Origin of the sequence: Burkholderia sp. CCA53 (assembly GCF_001685525.1) — a bacterium.
In the GTDB taxonomy this organism is placed as follows: Bacteria; Pseudomonadota; Gammaproteobacteria; order Burkholderiales; family Burkholderiaceae; genus Burkholderia; species Burkholderia multivorans.
Window position 1 is genome coordinate 974,677 of sequence record NZ_BDDJ01000002.1, and the last position, 15,498, is coordinate 990,174.

Annotated in this window: 13 protein-coding genes; 6 read left to right on the forward strand and 7 right to left on the reverse strand. The window is 67.8% G+C overall.

What is annotated here, in order from left to right; genetic code table 11:
• Window positions 1-349: 349 nt before the first annotated feature.
• Both BCR55_RS20820 and BCR55_RS20825 read left to right on the forward strand, forming a co-directional pair.
• Window positions 350-1,255, forward strand: coding sequence for a manganese catalase family protein (locus BCR55_RS20820; RefSeq protein ID WP_065495762.1), 906 nt, complete (start codon window positions 350-352; stop codon window positions 1,253-1,255).
• Between the two features lie 68 nt (window positions 1,256-1,323).
• Window positions 1,324-2,193 carry an MBL fold metallo-hydrolase gene (locus BCR55_RS20825; protein WP_006404524.1) on the forward strand — a complete coding sequence of 290 codons (870 nt, stop codon included), beginning with the start codon at window positions 1,324-1,326 and terminating at the stop codon, window positions 2,191-2,193.
• A gap of 125 nt (window positions 2,194-2,318) precedes the next feature.
• Here the strand turns inward: BCR55_RS20825 and groL are convergent, their stop codons facing one another.
• From groL to BCR55_RS20840, 3 genes are all read right to left on the reverse strand, one after another.
• Window positions 2,319-3,941 (reverse strand): chaperonin GroEL, encoded by a 1,623-nt coding sequence (groL, locus tag BCR55_RS20830; protein ID WP_053298036.1) that lies wholly within the window; start codon window positions 3,939-3,941, stop codon window positions 2,319-2,321.
• An 80-nt stretch (window positions 3,942-4,021) separates the two neighbouring features.
• Entirely contained in the window at window positions 4,022-4,339 is a 318-nt protein-coding gene (gene groES, locus BCR55_RS20835) for a co-chaperone GroES (RefSeq protein WP_006404526.1), read from the reverse strand.
• 162 nt (window positions 4,340-4,501) lie between these two features.
• Window positions 4,502-5,152, reverse strand: a complete 651-nt coding sequence (locus BCR55_RS20840; RefSeq protein WP_006404527.1) for a hypothetical protein — start codon at window positions 5,150-5,152, stop codon at window positions 4,502-4,504.
• 385 nt (window positions 5,153-5,537) lie between these two features.
• On the opposite strand from BCR55_RS20840, the gene BCR55_RS20850 reads away from it, so the two are divergent.
• The 4 genes from BCR55_RS20850 (at window position 5,538) to BCR55_RS20865 (ending at window position 11,501) form a co-directional block, all read left to right on the forward strand.
• Complete coding sequence (locus BCR55_RS20850) at window positions 5,538-5,855, forward strand: hypothetical protein (RefSeq protein WP_065495765.1); 318 nt, start codon at window positions 5,538-5,540, stop codon at window positions 5,853-5,855.
• Between the two features lie 352 nt (window positions 5,856-6,207).
• Window positions 6,208-7,824 carry an EAL domain-containing protein gene (locus tag BCR55_RS20855; RefSeq protein ID WP_223852681.1) on the forward strand — a complete coding sequence of 539 codons (1,617 nt, stop codon included), beginning with the start codon at window positions 6,208-6,210 and terminating at the stop codon, window positions 7,822-7,824.
• Window positions 7,825-7,950: 126 nt separating this feature from the next.
• Window positions 7,951-10,326 (forward strand): DNA polymerase II, encoded by a 2,376-nt coding sequence (locus BCR55_RS20860; protein ID WP_065495767.1) that lies wholly within the window; start codon window positions 7,951-7,953, stop codon window positions 10,324-10,326.
• A gap of 65 nt (window positions 10,327-10,391) precedes the next feature.
• A complete protein-coding gene (locus BCR55_RS20865) occupies window positions 10,392-11,501 on the forward strand; it encodes a J domain-containing protein (RefSeq protein WP_053298039.1) in 1,110 nt (369 codons plus the stop codon).
• A gap of 185 nt (window positions 11,502-11,686) precedes the next feature.
• Here the strand turns inward: BCR55_RS20865 and BCR55_RS20870 are convergent, their stop codons facing one another.
• The 4 genes from BCR55_RS20870 to BCR55_RS20885 all read right to left on the reverse strand — a co-directional run bounded on the left by BCR55_RS20870 (window position 11,687) and on the right by BCR55_RS20885 (window position 15,491).
• Entirely contained in the window at window positions 11,687-12,583 is an 897-nt protein-coding gene (locus BCR55_RS20870) for a LysR family transcriptional regulator (RefSeq protein WP_006410226.1), read from the reverse strand.
• Between the two features lie 98 nt (window positions 12,584-12,681).
• Window positions 12,682-13,926 (reverse strand): acyl-CoA dehydrogenase family protein, encoded by a 1,245-nt coding sequence (locus tag BCR55_RS20875; RefSeq protein WP_059781151.1) that lies wholly within the window; start codon window positions 13,924-13,926, stop codon window positions 12,682-12,684.
• Window positions 13,927-13,960: 34 nt separating this feature from the next.
• Window positions 13,961-14,719: an SDR family NAD(P)-dependent oxidoreductase gene (locus tag BCR55_RS20880; protein WP_006404546.1), complete on the reverse strand. Its 759-nt coding sequence runs from the start codon at window positions 14,717-14,719 to the stop codon at window positions 13,961-13,963.
• A 7-nt stretch (window positions 14,720-14,726) separates the two neighbouring features.
• Window positions 14,727-15,491: an SDR family oxidoreductase gene (locus BCR55_RS20885; RefSeq protein ID WP_006404547.1), complete on the reverse strand. Its 765-nt coding sequence runs from the start codon at window positions 15,489-15,491 to the stop codon at window positions 14,727-14,729.
• Between the last annotated feature and the right edge of the window lie 7 nt (window positions 15,492-15,498).

The window sequence follows — 15,498 nt, forward strand, 5'->3', positions numbered from 1 at the left end:
TGGCGGCACGCGGCGGCCGCGAACGGGAACTGACGATGCGCCGGAAATGCAAGGCACTTGAAAAATCCGCCGCGAAAGGCACGACAGCACGACGACGACGTAGCGACGGCAGTGCCGCGCGACGCACATCGACGGGGGTCGTAAAGCAGCGGCATTCGCCCCTCGCGACTTCCGCCCGCGACGCACCGTGCGCCGCGCTCCGATACGGTTCGGCAGCGGTGACGACTGCTGCCCGAGCCCGGGTCGGCGCATCGTTGTCACGCGAGCATTCCGTATGCCCGCTCGCAACGGGACCGCTTCGTGCTGCATCGGCGTCGCGAAACGCGTGGACCACTCACACGGAGATGCCATGTTCATTCACAACACCCGACTGCAGTACACGGTGCGTGTCGACGCACCGAACCCCGGTCTCGCCAACCTGCTGCTCGAACAGTTCGGCGGGCCGCAGGGCGAACTCGCCGCCGCGATGCGCTACTTCACGCAGGCGATCACCGAGGAAGATCCGGGCCGCAAGGACATGCTGCTGGATATCGCTACCGAGGAGCTGAGCCACCTCGAAGTGATCGGATCGCTCGTCGCGATGCTGAACCGCGGCGCGAAGGGCGAGCTCGCGGAAGCGGTCGACGAGCAGGCCGAGCTGTACCGCAAGCTGAACGGTGCGGGCAACGACAGTCACGTGACGCAGCTGCTGTATGGTGCCGGTTCGCCGCTGACGAACTCGGGCGCGGTGCCGTGGAGCGCGGCCTACATCGACACGATCGGCGAGCCGACCGCCGACCTGCGCTCGAACATCGCGGCCGAGGCGCGCGCGAAGATCATCTACGAGCGACTGATCAACGTGACCGACGATCCGAACGTGCGCGATGCGCTCGGTTTCCTGATGACGCGCGAAGTGTCGCACCAGAAGTCGTTCGAGAAGGCGCTGTATGCGATCGATGCGAACTTCCCGCCCGGCAAGCTGCCGCCGATGGAGCCGTACGATCGCGTGTACTTCCGGATGCAACCGGACGTCGAACCGCTGATTGGACCGTGGAACCACGGCGGCGATCTGGAAGTGCGGCCGGCCGAGCCGGCGGTGGACGGCGGCACCGGCATCGCGGAGGGCATGCTCGAAGCGCAGCAGGCGGAGGCGATCGACGCGCTCGCGCAGCGGCTTCGTTCGGAACCGAACTGCGACCCGACGACCGGTGCCGAGCTCGGCGCCGGCGCGCCGGTCGAGCGGTCGCCGGACGCCGACGAGCCCGACCGCAGCTGACACGTGCGCCGAGGCGGACGGCCCGCGCGCTCGGCCGTCCGCCGGCATCCGGCGCGGAGCCTCCCGTCATGGTGATCCATCACCTGAACTGCATCTCGACGTGCCCGCTGTGCGGGCGCCTGATGAACGGCAGCCGCCACGGCATCTTCGAACGCGGCTCGCTCGCATGCCACTGCGTGCTGATCGAGACGCGCGACTCGCTGGTGCTCGTCGATACCGGCTTCGGCTTGCGCGACGTCGCCGATCCGCGTTCGCGGCTTAGCCGGTTCTTTCTCGGGCTCGTGAGTCCCGCGTTTCGCGAGGAAATGACCGCGATCCGGCAGATCGAACGGCTCGGCTACGATCCGCGCGACGTCCGCCATATCGTGCTAAGCCATCTCGACTTCGATCACGCGGGCGGACTCGACGATTTCCCCGAGGCGACCGTGCATCTGCTCGAAACCGAGCGCGCGTATGCGGCCGCGCAGCGTACGTGGATGGATCGGCAGCGCTTCCGTCCGCAGCAGTGGTCGACGTCCGGCAAGTGGCGCACCTATCCGGACGGCGGCGAGACATGGCAGGGCTTCGCTGGCGTGAAGGCGCTCGCGGGCCTGCCGCCGTCGATCCTGCTCGTGCCGCTGCGCGGCCATACACTCGGGCATGCCGGCATTGCGATCGAGACCGCGCACGGCTGGCTGCTGAACGCGGCCGACGCGTACTTCGACGCGCGCGAGATGAACGCGAATCCGCAATGCCATGTCGGCTTGCGGATGTATCAGTGGATGCTGGAGAAGGACCGCCGCGCGCGGCTCGCGAATCAGGCTGCGTTGCGCGCGCTCGCGCAGCGCCGCAACGGCGTGCTGGTGTTCAGCAGCCACGATCCTTCCGAGTTCGAACGGCTCGCGGATCGCGCGGCGGACGTGCCGGCCGGCGCGCCCGCGTCGCGGCACGACGTGTGAGATATCGATGCGACGCGAGACGAAAAAAAACGGCGCAGCGCGGGTGTGACGCCGCGTGCGCCGAACGGGAGCCGCGCCGGCCGGCGACAGGCCGGCGGGCCGAGACCGGGCGGTAAGACCGCCGCTCAGTAGTCGAGGGCGGGCGACGGCGCCGGCGCCGGGCTTTCGTCCTTCGGCGCGTCGGCGACGGTCGCGTCCGTCGTCAGGATCAGGCCGGCGATCGACGCGGCGTTCTGCAGCGCGGTGCGCGTGACCTTGGTCGGATCCACGACACCCGCTTCGACGAGATCGCCATACTCGCCGGTCGCCGCGTTGTAGCCGAAGTTGCCCTTGCCTTCGAGCACCTTCGCGATCACGACCGACGGCTCTTCGCCCGCGTTCGACACGATCACGCGCAGCGGCGCTTCGAGCGCGCGCAGCACGATCCGGATGCCGGCATCCTGGTCGGCATTCGCGCCCTTGAGGTCGGCGAGCGCCGCGCGTGCGCGCAACAGCGCGACGCCGCCGCCCGGCACGATCCCTTCCTCGACGGCCGCGCGCGTCGCGTGCAGCGCATCGTCGACGCGATCCTTCTTCTCCTTCATCTCGACTTCGGTGGCCGCGCCGACCTTGATCACCGCGACGCCGCCCGCGAGCTTCGCGACGCGCTCCTGCAGCTTCTCGCGATCGTAGTCGCTCGTCGCTTCGTCGATCTGCACGCGGATCGCCTTCACGCGCGCGTCGATGCGCGCCGGATCGCCCGCGCCGTCGATGATGATCGTGTCGTCCTTGCGCACCTCGACGCGCTTTGCGCGGCCGAGATCCTCGAGCGTGGCCTTCTCGAGCTGCTTGCCGGTTTCCTCGGAGATGACGGTCGCGCCGGTGAGGATCGCGATGTCTTCCAGCATCGCCTTGCGGCGATCGCCGAAGCCCGGCGCCTTCACCGCGGCGACCTTCAGGATGCCGCGCATCGCGTTGACGACGAGCGTCGCGAGCGCTTCGCCGTCGACGTCCTCGGCGACGATCAGCAGCGGCTTGCCGGCCTTCGATGCGGCCTCGAGGATCGGCAGCAGATCGCGAATGCTCGAGATCTTCTTGTCATGCAGCAGGATCAGCGGATCGTCGAGATAGGCGGCCTGCTTCTCCGGGTCGTTGATGAAGTACGGGCTCACGTAGCCGCGATCGAACTGCATCCCTTCGACGACTTCGAGCTCGTTCTCGAGCGACTTGCCGTCCTCGACGGTGATCACGCCTTCCTTGCCGACGCGCTCCATCGCGTCCGCGATGATCTTGCCGATCGCTTCGTCCGAGTTCGCCGAGATCGCGCCGACCTGCGCGATTTCCTTGTTCGTCGCGATCGGGCGCGACAGCTTGCGCAGTTCGTCGAGCACCGCGCCGACCGCCTTGTCGATGCCGCGCTTCAGGTCCATCGGGTTGATGCCGGCCGCGACATGCTTCATCCCTTCCTGCACGATCGCCTGCGCGAGCACGGTCGCGGTCGTCGTACCGTCGCCTGCGACGTCCGCCGTCTTCGACGCGACCTGCTTGACCACCTGCGCGCCCATGTTCTCGAAGCGGTCCTTCAGCTCGATTTCCTTCGCGACCGACACGCCGTCCTTCGTGATCGTCGGCGCGCCAAAGCTGCGCTCGATCAGTACGTTGCGGCCCTTCGGGCCCAGCGTCACCTTCACCGCATCGGCGAGTACGTTCACGCCCTTCACGATCCGGCTACGCGCGCCGTCGTGGAACTTCACGTCTTTTGCTGCCATGTTGTTGCTCCGGATAATGTCGTTGTACGAAAAGCCGCGCGCTCCGGCTGCGCGCCGTGCGCCGCGGTCGAATCGGGTGGTCAGGCCGCCTTGCGTGCGGCGGACGATTCAGGTTCGAGTACGCCCATCACATCCTCTTCGCGCATCACGAGCAGTTCCTCGCCGTCCACCTTCACGGTCTGGCCTGCATATTTGCCGAAGAGAACCTGGTCGCCGACCTTCAATTGCAGCGGGCGCTGCGAGCCGTCCTGGAGCAGCCGGCCGCTGCCGACCGCGATGACTTCGCCCTGCTCGGGCTTTTCCGCGGCGGAGTCGGGAATCACGATGCCCGAGGCCGTCGTCCGCTGCTGTTCGATTCGCTTGACGATAACCCGGTCGTAGAGGGGACGAATCTGCATTTTCATCTCCTGAGCGATGAGATCACCAAAAAGGAATCCGACCGCGCACGCGGGCGCGGATGGCTCGCGTGCGGTCGTGCCGTCGATTGGCGGAAAGCGAAATAGTGGCGCCCGCCGCGCGCTTCAAGAGGCCGACGAATCGCGAATACGTAACAAAATGTTTCAGCGCAGCAGGATGCCGCGGACGTCGCCGAGGCGGTACACGGTGCGCGCCGCGCGGGCCGTGCGACGCGGGCGCGGCACGATCGGCCGCGGCGCGACCGGACACGGCGGGCGGCGGCCGCCGTCGGCGTCGAGCGTGTCGTCGCGCTCGTCGAGCGCACGCCACAGCCCGCCCTTCACGGGCCGGAACATCCACCGCATGTAGCCCTTGCGCGCGGCGAGCTGCATCAGTTCGCCGCGATCGGGCGCGCCGTCGACGAGATGGTGCTCGGCCGGCGCGCCGCTGTCGTAGTCGCCGAATGCCTGGCGGCACGCGAGCGCTTCGGATGCCGGCGCGCCGATCTCGGTGCATGCGCGCCGCTCGATGCGTTCGAGCTCCCATGCGCCGAGCCGCCACGCGGCGTCGAGCAGCATCGCGTCGACCGCTTCGAAGGCGTGCCACGCGCTGCCGATCTGGATCGCGCAGCCCGGCACCGGGCGCGGCGGTATCGCGATGCCCGGCAGCTCGAGCGGCGTTTCGCGACGAAAGCCGTGCCAGTGCAGGATCGCGATCAGCGGCGTGTTCACGCGTGCCGCCGCCGTCACGGTCACCGCGTACAGCGGCAGCCGCATCGCGTCCATCTGCTCTTCCACGATGTCGAATAGATCCATGAAGCCTCCGTATGTGCTGGGTCGAAGAGCCTCTTGAAATTTGCGCTTGCCGATCTATTTTAGGTGTCGCTCAAGGCAGCCGCTGTTTGCGCGCTGCGTGTTTCGATCGGTGTGTCGACGAAGCGGTCGCGGACGGACGAACGGTCACGCGTCGTCCGGTTGCCGTTCGACGCGCGGCTCGATCGGAAGCCCGCGACGAGCCACGCCCGCCGCCCTCTTCGCGTCGCAAGCCGACGCATCGTTCCTGCGCCGACGGCCGTGCGGCGCGCGCCCTCGCGCGTGCCGCGCTCGCGCCACGCGCCGAACGCAGCCCGATCGAACCGCGCACGTCGCTGCACCGCGCGCCGCCGCGTTCATTCCCGACGATCGAACCCGAGAGACGAACATGCTCAGCCCTCACGAATTCGCGACACTGATGCTGGTCCGTCATGCGCCCGATCAGCTCGATATGACCCGCGCCGAACTGGACACGTTGCTGGAACGCCAGCTCGTGATGCTCGAACATGCCGCCGGCGGTACGCGGCGCGCGCATCTGACCGCGCGCGGCCGCTCGCTGCTGGACGCGTTCGATCCGACGCCGCCGGCGCCCGCCGGCCGACGTCCGCCGCAGCTCGAAGTCAACGTGGCCGACGATGCGCCGCCGCCGCACGCACGCATCGCCGCGAACCCGGCCAACGACGGCGTATCGGAAAGCAGCGCGTGAGCGCGCCGCGCGCGCCGCAGGTACGGGCACAGGCACGCGGCAATATTTCCTTCAACGACTCAATTTCCAGGTCGTACCGTTTATTACAAATCGTTATTCCGTAATCGCGCGGTGCGTCTTATACTGCGAACGCGCCGTCCTCGTGCCAAGAGAAGGTGCTTTCGCCCCGGCCGCACAGCGATGCGGCCGGGGTATTTTTCGGCCTGCGGCCCGAGACGATACGCGTCCACCGGGCCCGCCTCGCCGAGCAAGCGCTCCAGGCACGTGAACGACCGCAACCGCGAGCCGCATTGCCCGGACCAGGCATGCCGCATGCTCGCGATCGGCCCATTCGACCGGTTCATTTGCCACCATGCGCACAACAACAAAGGCGACCGCGGGGATACCGGCGCCGACCTCGGGCGCGAAGCCCGTCTTCCAGCGCAGTGCCGTCTGGTTGCGGCTTGCATTCTCCGCCGTCGTGACCGTGTGCGTGCTCGTGCCCGCCGGTGCATTCGTGCTGGCCGAGCGTTATGCGGGCGACGCCGTCGCGCGGCACGAAGGCCTTGTGGCCGGCGACATCGCCGCGTCGGTCGATCGCATCCTCAACAGCCTGCGCTCGCGCCATGCCGACGCGCTCCCGCCGCTCGTCGGCCGGCCGTGCAGACAGATCTTCGCGTCGCTCGCGGAAGCCGAAACGCGGCTGCGCTATCTGCGTGCGATCGCGCTCGTCAACGGCGGCCGGCTGACCTGTTCGTCCGCCCTCGGCGCGATCGATGCGCCGCTCGACGCCTACGTGCGCGCGCCGGCAGCCACGCCGGCCGCGGACGGCACGAGCATCACGCTGCTGCCCGAGACGCCGTATCAGCGCGGCATCCCGGTGCTCGTCGCGTTTCGCGCGACCGCGCGCGATGCCGGCGTGCTGTATCTGATCGAAGGCGACTACGTCGCCGACGCGCTCGCGCACAGCGGCAGCTACGGCGCCGAAAGCGCGACGCTCTCGATCGCGGGCGCGGGCCGCCTCGATCATCGCGGCCGCTTCATTGCTGCGTCGCGCGCCGTGCGGCCGCGCGGCACCGCGATCGCGTCGCGCGCCTGGCCGTTCACGGTGTCGGTCGTTGCGTCCGCGCAATACGTGTCGCAGGTCGAGCGCCGCTATCGGCTGCTGTTCGGCACGATCGCGCTGCTCGTCGACGCGCTCGTCGTCGCCGCCTACCTGATCGCGACAGCGCCGCGCCGGCTGCTGCTGAAGGCCGTCGGCGATGCGCTGCGGCGCAATGAATTCCACGTCGTGTATCAGCCGATCGTCGAGATCGAAACGCGCCGGACCGTCGGCGTCGAAGCGCTGCTGCGCTGGCATCACCCGAAGTGGGGGGCGATCAGCCCGACCGCGTTCGTGCCGCAGGTCGAGTCGAGCGCCGTGCTGCCGCGCGTGACCGAATACGTGCTGCGCACGGCCGTGTCGGAGCTGACCGCGCTCGCACCCGCGATGCCGCTGCGCATCGCGATCAACGTCGCGCCGAAGGATCTCGAGCGCCCGCGCTTCATGTCGATCGTCGACGAGGCGATCCGGCGCCTGCCGCCGGGCTTCACGCTGGTTCTCGAAGTGACCGAGCGCGTGCTGCTCGAGAAAAATCCGCGGACGACCGCGATGTTCGCCGCATTGCGCGCGAAGGGCGTGAAGTTCGCGATCGACGACTTCGGTACGCAGCACAGCAATCTCGACATGCTGACGCGCTTCCCGTTCGACTACGTGAAGATCGACCGCCAGTTCGTCGCGCAGCTCGACGGCGGCAGCGCGCGCCTGATCGAGGGCATCGCGGCGGTCGCGCACCACTACGGACTGAAGATCGTCGCGGAAGGCGTCGAAACGGAAGAACAGCATCGCGCGCTGCATGCGGTCGGCATTCAGTATGCGCAGGGCTACCTCTATCAGCGGCCGCAACGAGCCGAGCATCTCAAGGACGGCCTCGTGCCCGCGCCGGCCTGAGCGGCGCATCGCGGCATCGCGGCACGCGGCACGCGGCACGCGGCACGGCACGCCGCACGGCATGCGGCATGCCGCGTGCGCAGGCGCTACAATCCGCCGCCTGGGCATCCATCGCGAGCGTGCGTTTTGACGGAGTTCGAGCAGGGTTTCATCCTTACCCGACATTGGCGTGACACGTCGGCCGGCGTCGAGGTCGAGTTCTGGCTGGCGACCGAACACGGGCCACGCCGCGTGCGGCTGCGTCCGCAAGAGGCGGTCGCGTTCGTGCCGGCCGAACAGCAGCCGCTCGCCGAACGCGTGCTCGCCGGCGAGCGCGACGCCGAGCTGCGCCCGCTCGCGCTGCGCGATTTCCGGCAGCGCGCGGTGGTCGGCCTGTACTGCCGACGCTACCGGCACCTCACCGCGCTGCAGAAGCGGCTCGCGGCAGCCGGCGTCGACGTCTACGAAGCCGACGTACAGCCGCCCGACCGCTACACGATGGAGCGCTTCATCACCGCACCGGTGCGGTTTCGCGGCCGGCACGGCGATGCGCGCACGCTTGTCGACGCGGAGCTGAAAGCCGCGACCGACTATCGCCCCGCGCTGCGCTGCGTGTCGCTCGACATCGAAACGAGCGTCCACGGCGATCTCTATTCGATCGCGCTCGAAGGCTGCGGACAACGACAGGTGTTCATGCTCGGGCCGCCGAACGGCGACGCGGCCCAAGCGCGCGATTTCGATCTCGACTACTGCGACGACCGCGCGACGATGCTCGCGCGCCTCAACGACTGGTTCGACGCGCACGATCCCGACGCGATCATCGGCTGGAACCTCGTGCAGTTCGATCTGCGCGTGCTGCATACGCATGCGGAGCAGCTCGGCGTGCCGCTGAAGCTCGGCCGCGGCGGCAGCGTGCTCGACTGGCGCGCGCACGGGCAGCAGCCCGATCATTTCTTCGCGGGCGCGGCCGGCCGGCTGATCCTCGACGGCATCGACATGCTGAAGTCCGCGACGTGGAGCTTCCCGTCGTTCAGCCTCGAATACGTCGCGCAGCAACTGCTCGGCGAAGGCAAGTCGATCGACAACCCGTATCAGCGGATGGACGAAATCCAGCGCCGCTTCGATCACGACAAGCCGGCGCTGGCGCGCTACAACCTGAAGGACTGCGAGCTCGTCACGCGCATTTTCGCGAAGGCCGACCTGCTGTCGTTCGCGCTCGAACGCGCGACCGTCACCGGGCTCGCGGCCGATCGCACCGGCGGCTCGGTCGCCGCGTTCACGCATCTGTATCTGCCGCGCATGCATCGGCTCGGCTACGTCGCGCCGAATCTCGGCGACGTGACCGGGCAGAACAGTCCCGGCGGCTTCGTGATGGATTCGCGGCCCGGCCTGTACGACTCGGTGCTCGTCTTCGACTACAAGAGCCTGTATCCGTCGATCATCCGCACGTTCCTGATCGATCCGGTCGGACTCATCGAGGGGCTCGCGCATCCCGACGACGACGCGTCGGTGCCCGGCTTTCTCGGCGCGCGCTTCTCGCGTACCGCGCACTGTCTGCCCGACATCGTGCGGCGCGTGTGGGAAGGCCGCGACGACGCGAAGCGCCAGCACAACGCGCCGCTCTCGCAGGCGTTGAAGATCATCATGAACTCGTTCTACGGCGTGCTCGGCTCGACCGGCTGCCGGTTCTTCGATCCGCGTCTCGCGTCGTCGATCACGATGCGCGGCCACGAGATCATGCATCGCACGCGCGAACTGATCGAGGCGCAGGGCTTCGACGTGATCTACGGCGATACCGATTCGACCTTCGTCTGGCTCGGCCGCGCGCACGACGACGACGAAGCCGCGCGCAAGGGCCGTGCACTCGTCGCGCACGTGAACGGCTGGTGGCGCACGCACCTGCGCGAACGCTTCGGGCTCGACAGCGCGCTCGAGCTGCAATACGAACGGCATTACCGCCGCTTCCTGATGCCGACCGTGCGCGGCGCGGAAGAAGGCAGCAAGAAGCGCTATGCGGGGCTCGCGGCGGCGGCCGACGGCAGCGAAGACCTCGTGTTCAAGGGACTCGAAACGGTCCGGACCGACTGGACGCCGCTCGCGCAGCAGTTCCAGCGCGAGCTGTATCGTCGCGTGTTCCGGCGCGAGCCCTATCGGGACTTCATCCGCGACTACGTGCAGCGCACGCTCGCCGGCGAATTCGACGCGCTGCTCGTCTATCGGAAGCGCGTGCGCCGGCCGCTGCGGGAATATCAGCGCAACGTGCCGCCGCACGTGCGCGCGGCGCGGATCGCCGACGAATTCAATCAGGCCAACGGCCGGCCGCTTCAATATCAGCGCGGCGGGTGGATCAGCTACGTGATGACGACGGCCGGGCCCGAGCCGCTCGAAGCGACGCACGCGCCGATCGACTACGGGTTCTATGTGAGCCGGCAGCTGCAGCCCGTCGCCGATGCGATCCTGCCGTTTCTGCGCGACGATTTCGAACGCGTCGTGTCGGGACAAGGGCAGCTGTTTCTCGAATGAACGCGCATCCGGCCAGCTAGAATAGCGACCTGCTGCGCGTTCCGCCGCAGCCGGAGGACACCAACATGACCGCACGTCGCGGCACCGCGGTCGCCATCGCACCCGGTTACGAAAGCACTCGCCTGTCGAAAGCCCGCAAAACGTTCAATGCGCTCGTCGAGCAAATCGACAAGCGACGCGAACGTCTCGCTGCGTGGGAAGCCGTGATGCCGGCGTTCCAGAAAAAGTTCGTCGACGGATTGCTGCCGCTCGAACGGACGTCGACCGCGCTGCGGACCAGGCTCGTCCATTTGCTCGACGACGCCTTTCTGAAAAAAGGACTGAGCAAGGCCGAGCAACGCATCCTTTCGGGGTTGATCGCCGACATGGCGCGCGATCTGCTCGACGTCAGCGACGACGCGCAGTTGAGCGTCATCTACAACCGGCACGGTGGGTCCGGCATCGACAGCGACGCGACGACCGATCGCCGCACGACGAACACGAAGCCGGAACCGACGCCGGGCGACGAGCCGATCGACGACCTCGACACGCTGTCGCCCGAGGAACTCGCCGCGCGCATACAGGCCGAACTCGACGAACAGTTCGAGCGCGACATGGCCAGCCACGCGGCCCGCGAAGCGCAGCGCGCCAAGCGCAGGAAAGCGCCGCGGCCATCCGCCGCGCAGGCGAAACGCGAAGCCGAGCAGGCGGCATCGAGCCGGTCCATCCGCGAGATCTATCGCAAGCTCGCCAGCGCGCTGCATCCCGATCGCGAAACGGATCCGCGCGAGCAGGCACGCAAGACCGTGCTGATGCAGCGCGTCAACGACGCTTATGCGAAAGGCAAGCTGCTGCAACTGCTCGAACTGCAGCTGGAGATCGAGCAGATCGATCAGCACGCGATCGACAGCTTCGGTGAAGAGCGGCTGGCGCGCTACAACGGCATCCTCGAGGAACAGCTGCGCGAGCTCGATCAGGAAATCCGGCACGTCGAAGCCGATTTCCGGCGGACGTATGGGATCGCGTCGTCGGTCAAGCTCGCGCCCGATACCGTCATGCGCGTGCTCGCGCGAGACATCGCGAGCATGCAGCGCGGCATTCATGAGCTGAACGTGGCACTGCGGGCGTTCGCGGATCTCGACCACGTCAAGGACTGGCTGAAGGACGTGAAGCGCGGGCATCGGTTCGACCACTAGTCGTGGCGAGCGCGAATGCGCTGCGGTTTACCCGCGCATTCGACGTGCCGAGCGCCGCCGCAGCCTCCGCCTTCGCCTTCGCTTCCGCAGTCCCACCGGTCGGCAGAGCGCCGCGATTGCCTGACGTTTCCTGCCGACGAACCGCGCCTTAGCCGCTCCCGCGCGCACCCGCCGCGCCGCGCGCATCAGACGATATCGCGCATCAACTCCGCGAGCCGCTCGCGCAGCCACCGGTTCGCCTGATCCTGGTCCGCGCTGCGATGCCAGTAGCAGAAGTATTCGAGGCCCGGCATCTCGAACGGCAGTTCGAGAATGCGTGCCGGATAGCGCTGCAGCAGCCGCAGCGGCGCGGTCAGCGCGAGATCGCCGCGCATCGCGATCAGCGGCGCGACCATGTAGTGCTGCACACGCATCTGGATGTTCCGGCGCAGCCCGAGCCGCGTCAGCTCCGCATCGACGTGTCCGCTGCCCTTGCGGCGGCTCGACACGTGGATGTGCCCCATCGCGAGATAGTCGTCCATCGTCAGCGTGTCGCCCTTGAACGGGTGACCGTCGCGGATCATGCACGCATAGCGGTCGCGCACGAGCGACGCCTGATGCAGATGCGGATCGCCGAGCAGCGGCGCGTCGATCGCGATGTCGACGGTGCCGTTCGCGAGCGCGGTCGCAATTTCGCGGCGATCCATCGTGTAGCTGCGCACGTGCATGCCGGGCGCCTGCCGCTGCAGCAGTTCGCCGAGCGCGGGCAGCAGCAGCGCTTCGGTCAGGTCGCTCATGCTCAGCCGGAACACGCGCTCCGACGACGCCGGATCGAACACGTCGCCTTCATGCACGCTCGAATCGAGCAGCTGCAACGCCTCGCGCACGCGCCCGACGATGTTTTCCGCGAACGGCGTCGGCATCATCCCGGCCGGCGTGCTGACGAACAGCGGATCGTTCAGCGTCTTGCGCATGCGCGCGAGCGCATTGCTGACGGCAGGCTGCGTGAGGTTCAGCAGTTCGGCCGCACGCGTCAGGTTGCGCTTGTTGTAGATCGCGTCGAATACGACGAACAGGTTCAGATCAATCTTCGATAGGCGCATCGCGAAGCCTCCTCGCCGGCATCTTACGGCGCGCGCCGCCCGTTCGTCCATGTTCGCTCCTGCGGCGGCGCCGACGTGCGCGGCACCGCCTGCGACGCTCAGCCGCGCGGCGGCGGCGTCAGGTACGGCGCACTCGCGCCGGGCACCGCTTGCTTGATCTCCATCCGCGCGATCGACTGCAGATGCACTTCGTCCGGACCGTCGGCGAAGCGCAGCGCGCGGCCCCACGTCCAGTGATCGGCGAGCGGCGTGTCGGGGCTCAACCCGGCCGCGCCGAACAGCTGCATCGCGCGGTCGCACACGTTCGTATGGACGGTCGGCACGAGCGCCTTGATCATCGAGATCTCCTTGCGCGCGGCCTTCGCGCCGACCTTGTCGATCATCCACGCGGCCTTCAGCACGAGCAGCCGCGCCTGGTCGATCTCGATGCGCGAGCGCGCGATCCACTCGCCGACCGTGCCGTGCCGGTTCAGCGGCTTGCCGAACGCTTCGCGCGCCTGCGCGCGGTCGATCATCAGTTCGAGCGCGAGCTCCGCCGCGCCGATCGAACGCATGCAGTGGTGGATGCGGCCCGGCCCGAGGCGCGCCTGCGCGAGCGCGAAACCGCTGCCTTCCTCGCCGAGCAGGTTGCGCGCGGGCACGCGCACGTTGTCGAACGTGATCTCGCAATGCCCTTCCGGTGCGTAGTGATTGACGACCGTGATGTTGCGCACGACCGTCACGCCCGGCGTATCGCGCGGCACGAGGATCATGCTCTGCTGGCGATGCGATTCGGCCGCGGGATCGGTCTTGCCCATCACGATGAAAATTTTGCAGTTCGGATGCGCGGCGTTCGTGATGAACCACTTGCGGCCGTTGATCACGTAGTCGTCGCCGTCGCGCACGATGCGCGTCGTGATGTTCGTCGCATCGGACGACGCGACGTCGGGCTCCGTCATCGCGAACGCCGAGCGGATCTCGCCGCGCAGCAGCGGCAGCAGCCATTGCTCGCGCTGCTCGGGCGTCGCGAACATGTGCAGCAGCTCCATGTTGCCGGTGTCCGGCGCATTGCAGTTGAACACCTCGGACGCCCAGCCGACGCGCCCCATGATTTCGGCGAGCGGCGCGTACTCGAGGTTCGTCAGGCGCGTGCCCGGTTCGTCGTCCTTCAGATGCGGCAGGAACAGGTTCCACAGCCCTTCGGCCTTCGCGCGCGCCTTCAGGTCTTCCATGAACGACACCGGATACTGCCCCGCATGCACTTCGTCGTTCCATTGACGAATGCGCGGCACGATGTGCGCGTCCATGAATGCGCGCACGCGTTCGCGCAGTTCTTCCACTTTCGGGGTGTAGCCAAAGTCCATGATCGACTCCTCGAGATTCGGTGCTGCGTTCGGTTCAGAAGGCCGAGACACCGCCGTCGACGGCGACGGCCTGCCCGGTCAGATAGGTGTTTTCCTTCGCGCACAGCGACAGCATCGTCGCGACGATTTCTTCCGGGCGGCCGAGCCGCTTCATCGGCGAGCCCTGTGCGAGAAAGTCCTGCCGGTCGCCGATATCGCTGTCGGTAACCATCGGCGTCGTGCTGTAGAACGGGCACACCGCGTTCACGCGGATGCCGTGGCGCGCGTATTCGAGCGCGGCCGTTTTCGTGAGCCCGACCACCGCATGTTTCGACGCCGCATACGCGGCCAGCTTCGGCGCGCCGCCAAGCCCGGCCATCGACGCGACGTTCAGGATCACGCCTTCGCGCTGCGCGAGCATCTGCCGGATCTGATGCTTCATGCCGAAGAACACGCCCTTCGCGTTGACCGCGAAGCTCAGGTCGAGATCGGCTTCGTCGGTGTCGATCAGCGCCTTCATCGGGGGCGCGATGCCCGCGTTGTTCACGCCGACGTCGAGCCGCCCGTAGCGCGCGACCGCCGCCTGCACGAGCGCGGCGACGTCGGCTTCGATGCGCACGTCGCAGCGCTGCGCAATCACGTCCGCGCCGGCCGCACGCAGCGGCGCGGCCACGCGCTCGAGCGCGTCCGCGTTCAGATCGCCGAGCGCGAGCCGCGCGCCCATCGCGGCCAGTTCGCTCGCAAGCCGCGCGCCGAAACCGCTCGCGGCGCCGGTGATCATCACCGCCTGACCGGCATAGCTGTCGATCTTCATCGCGCGCTCAGATCGTCAGCCCGCCGTCGACGACGATGCACTCGCCGTTCGTATAGCTCGCCGCGTCGGACACCAGATACAGCACGGTGCCCGCCATCTCGCGCGGCTCCGCGTGGCGGCGCAGCGGGATCTTTGCTTTCCACGTCTCGTAGATGTCCTTGTCCTCGAACAGCGCGCCGGCGAACTTCGTCTTCGTGAGGCCCGGCAGCAGCGCGTTCACGCGGATGCCGAACGGCCCGCATTCCTTCGCGAACGCTTTCGTCATGTTGACGACCGCGGCCTTCGTGATCGAGTAGATGCCCTGCCGGTCGCCCGGCTGCAGTGCGTTCACCGACGCCGTGTTGACGATCGCACCGCCGCCCTGCGCCTTCATCATCTTGCCGGCCTCGACCGACATGAAGAAGTAGCCGCGGACGTTCACGTCGACCGTCTTCTCGTATGCGGCGAGATCGGTATCGAGGATGTGCCCGAAATACGGGTTCGCGGCGGCGTTGTTCACGAGGATGTCGAGACGGCCGTGCTTGTTGCGGATCTGCTCGAACGTCGCGGCGATGTCCTCCATGCGCCCGACGTGGCACGCGAGCGCTTCTGCGCGGCCGCCCGCCGCGACGATCGCGTCGGCCACCGCGCGACAGTCGTCGAGCTTGCGGCTCGACACGATCACGTGCGCGCCCTGCTGCGCGAGCAGCTTCGCGATTTCCTCGCCGATGCCGCGGCTTGCGCCGGTCACCAGCGCGATCTTGCCGGTCAGGTCGAACAGGTTCGTTGCCATTGTCTTT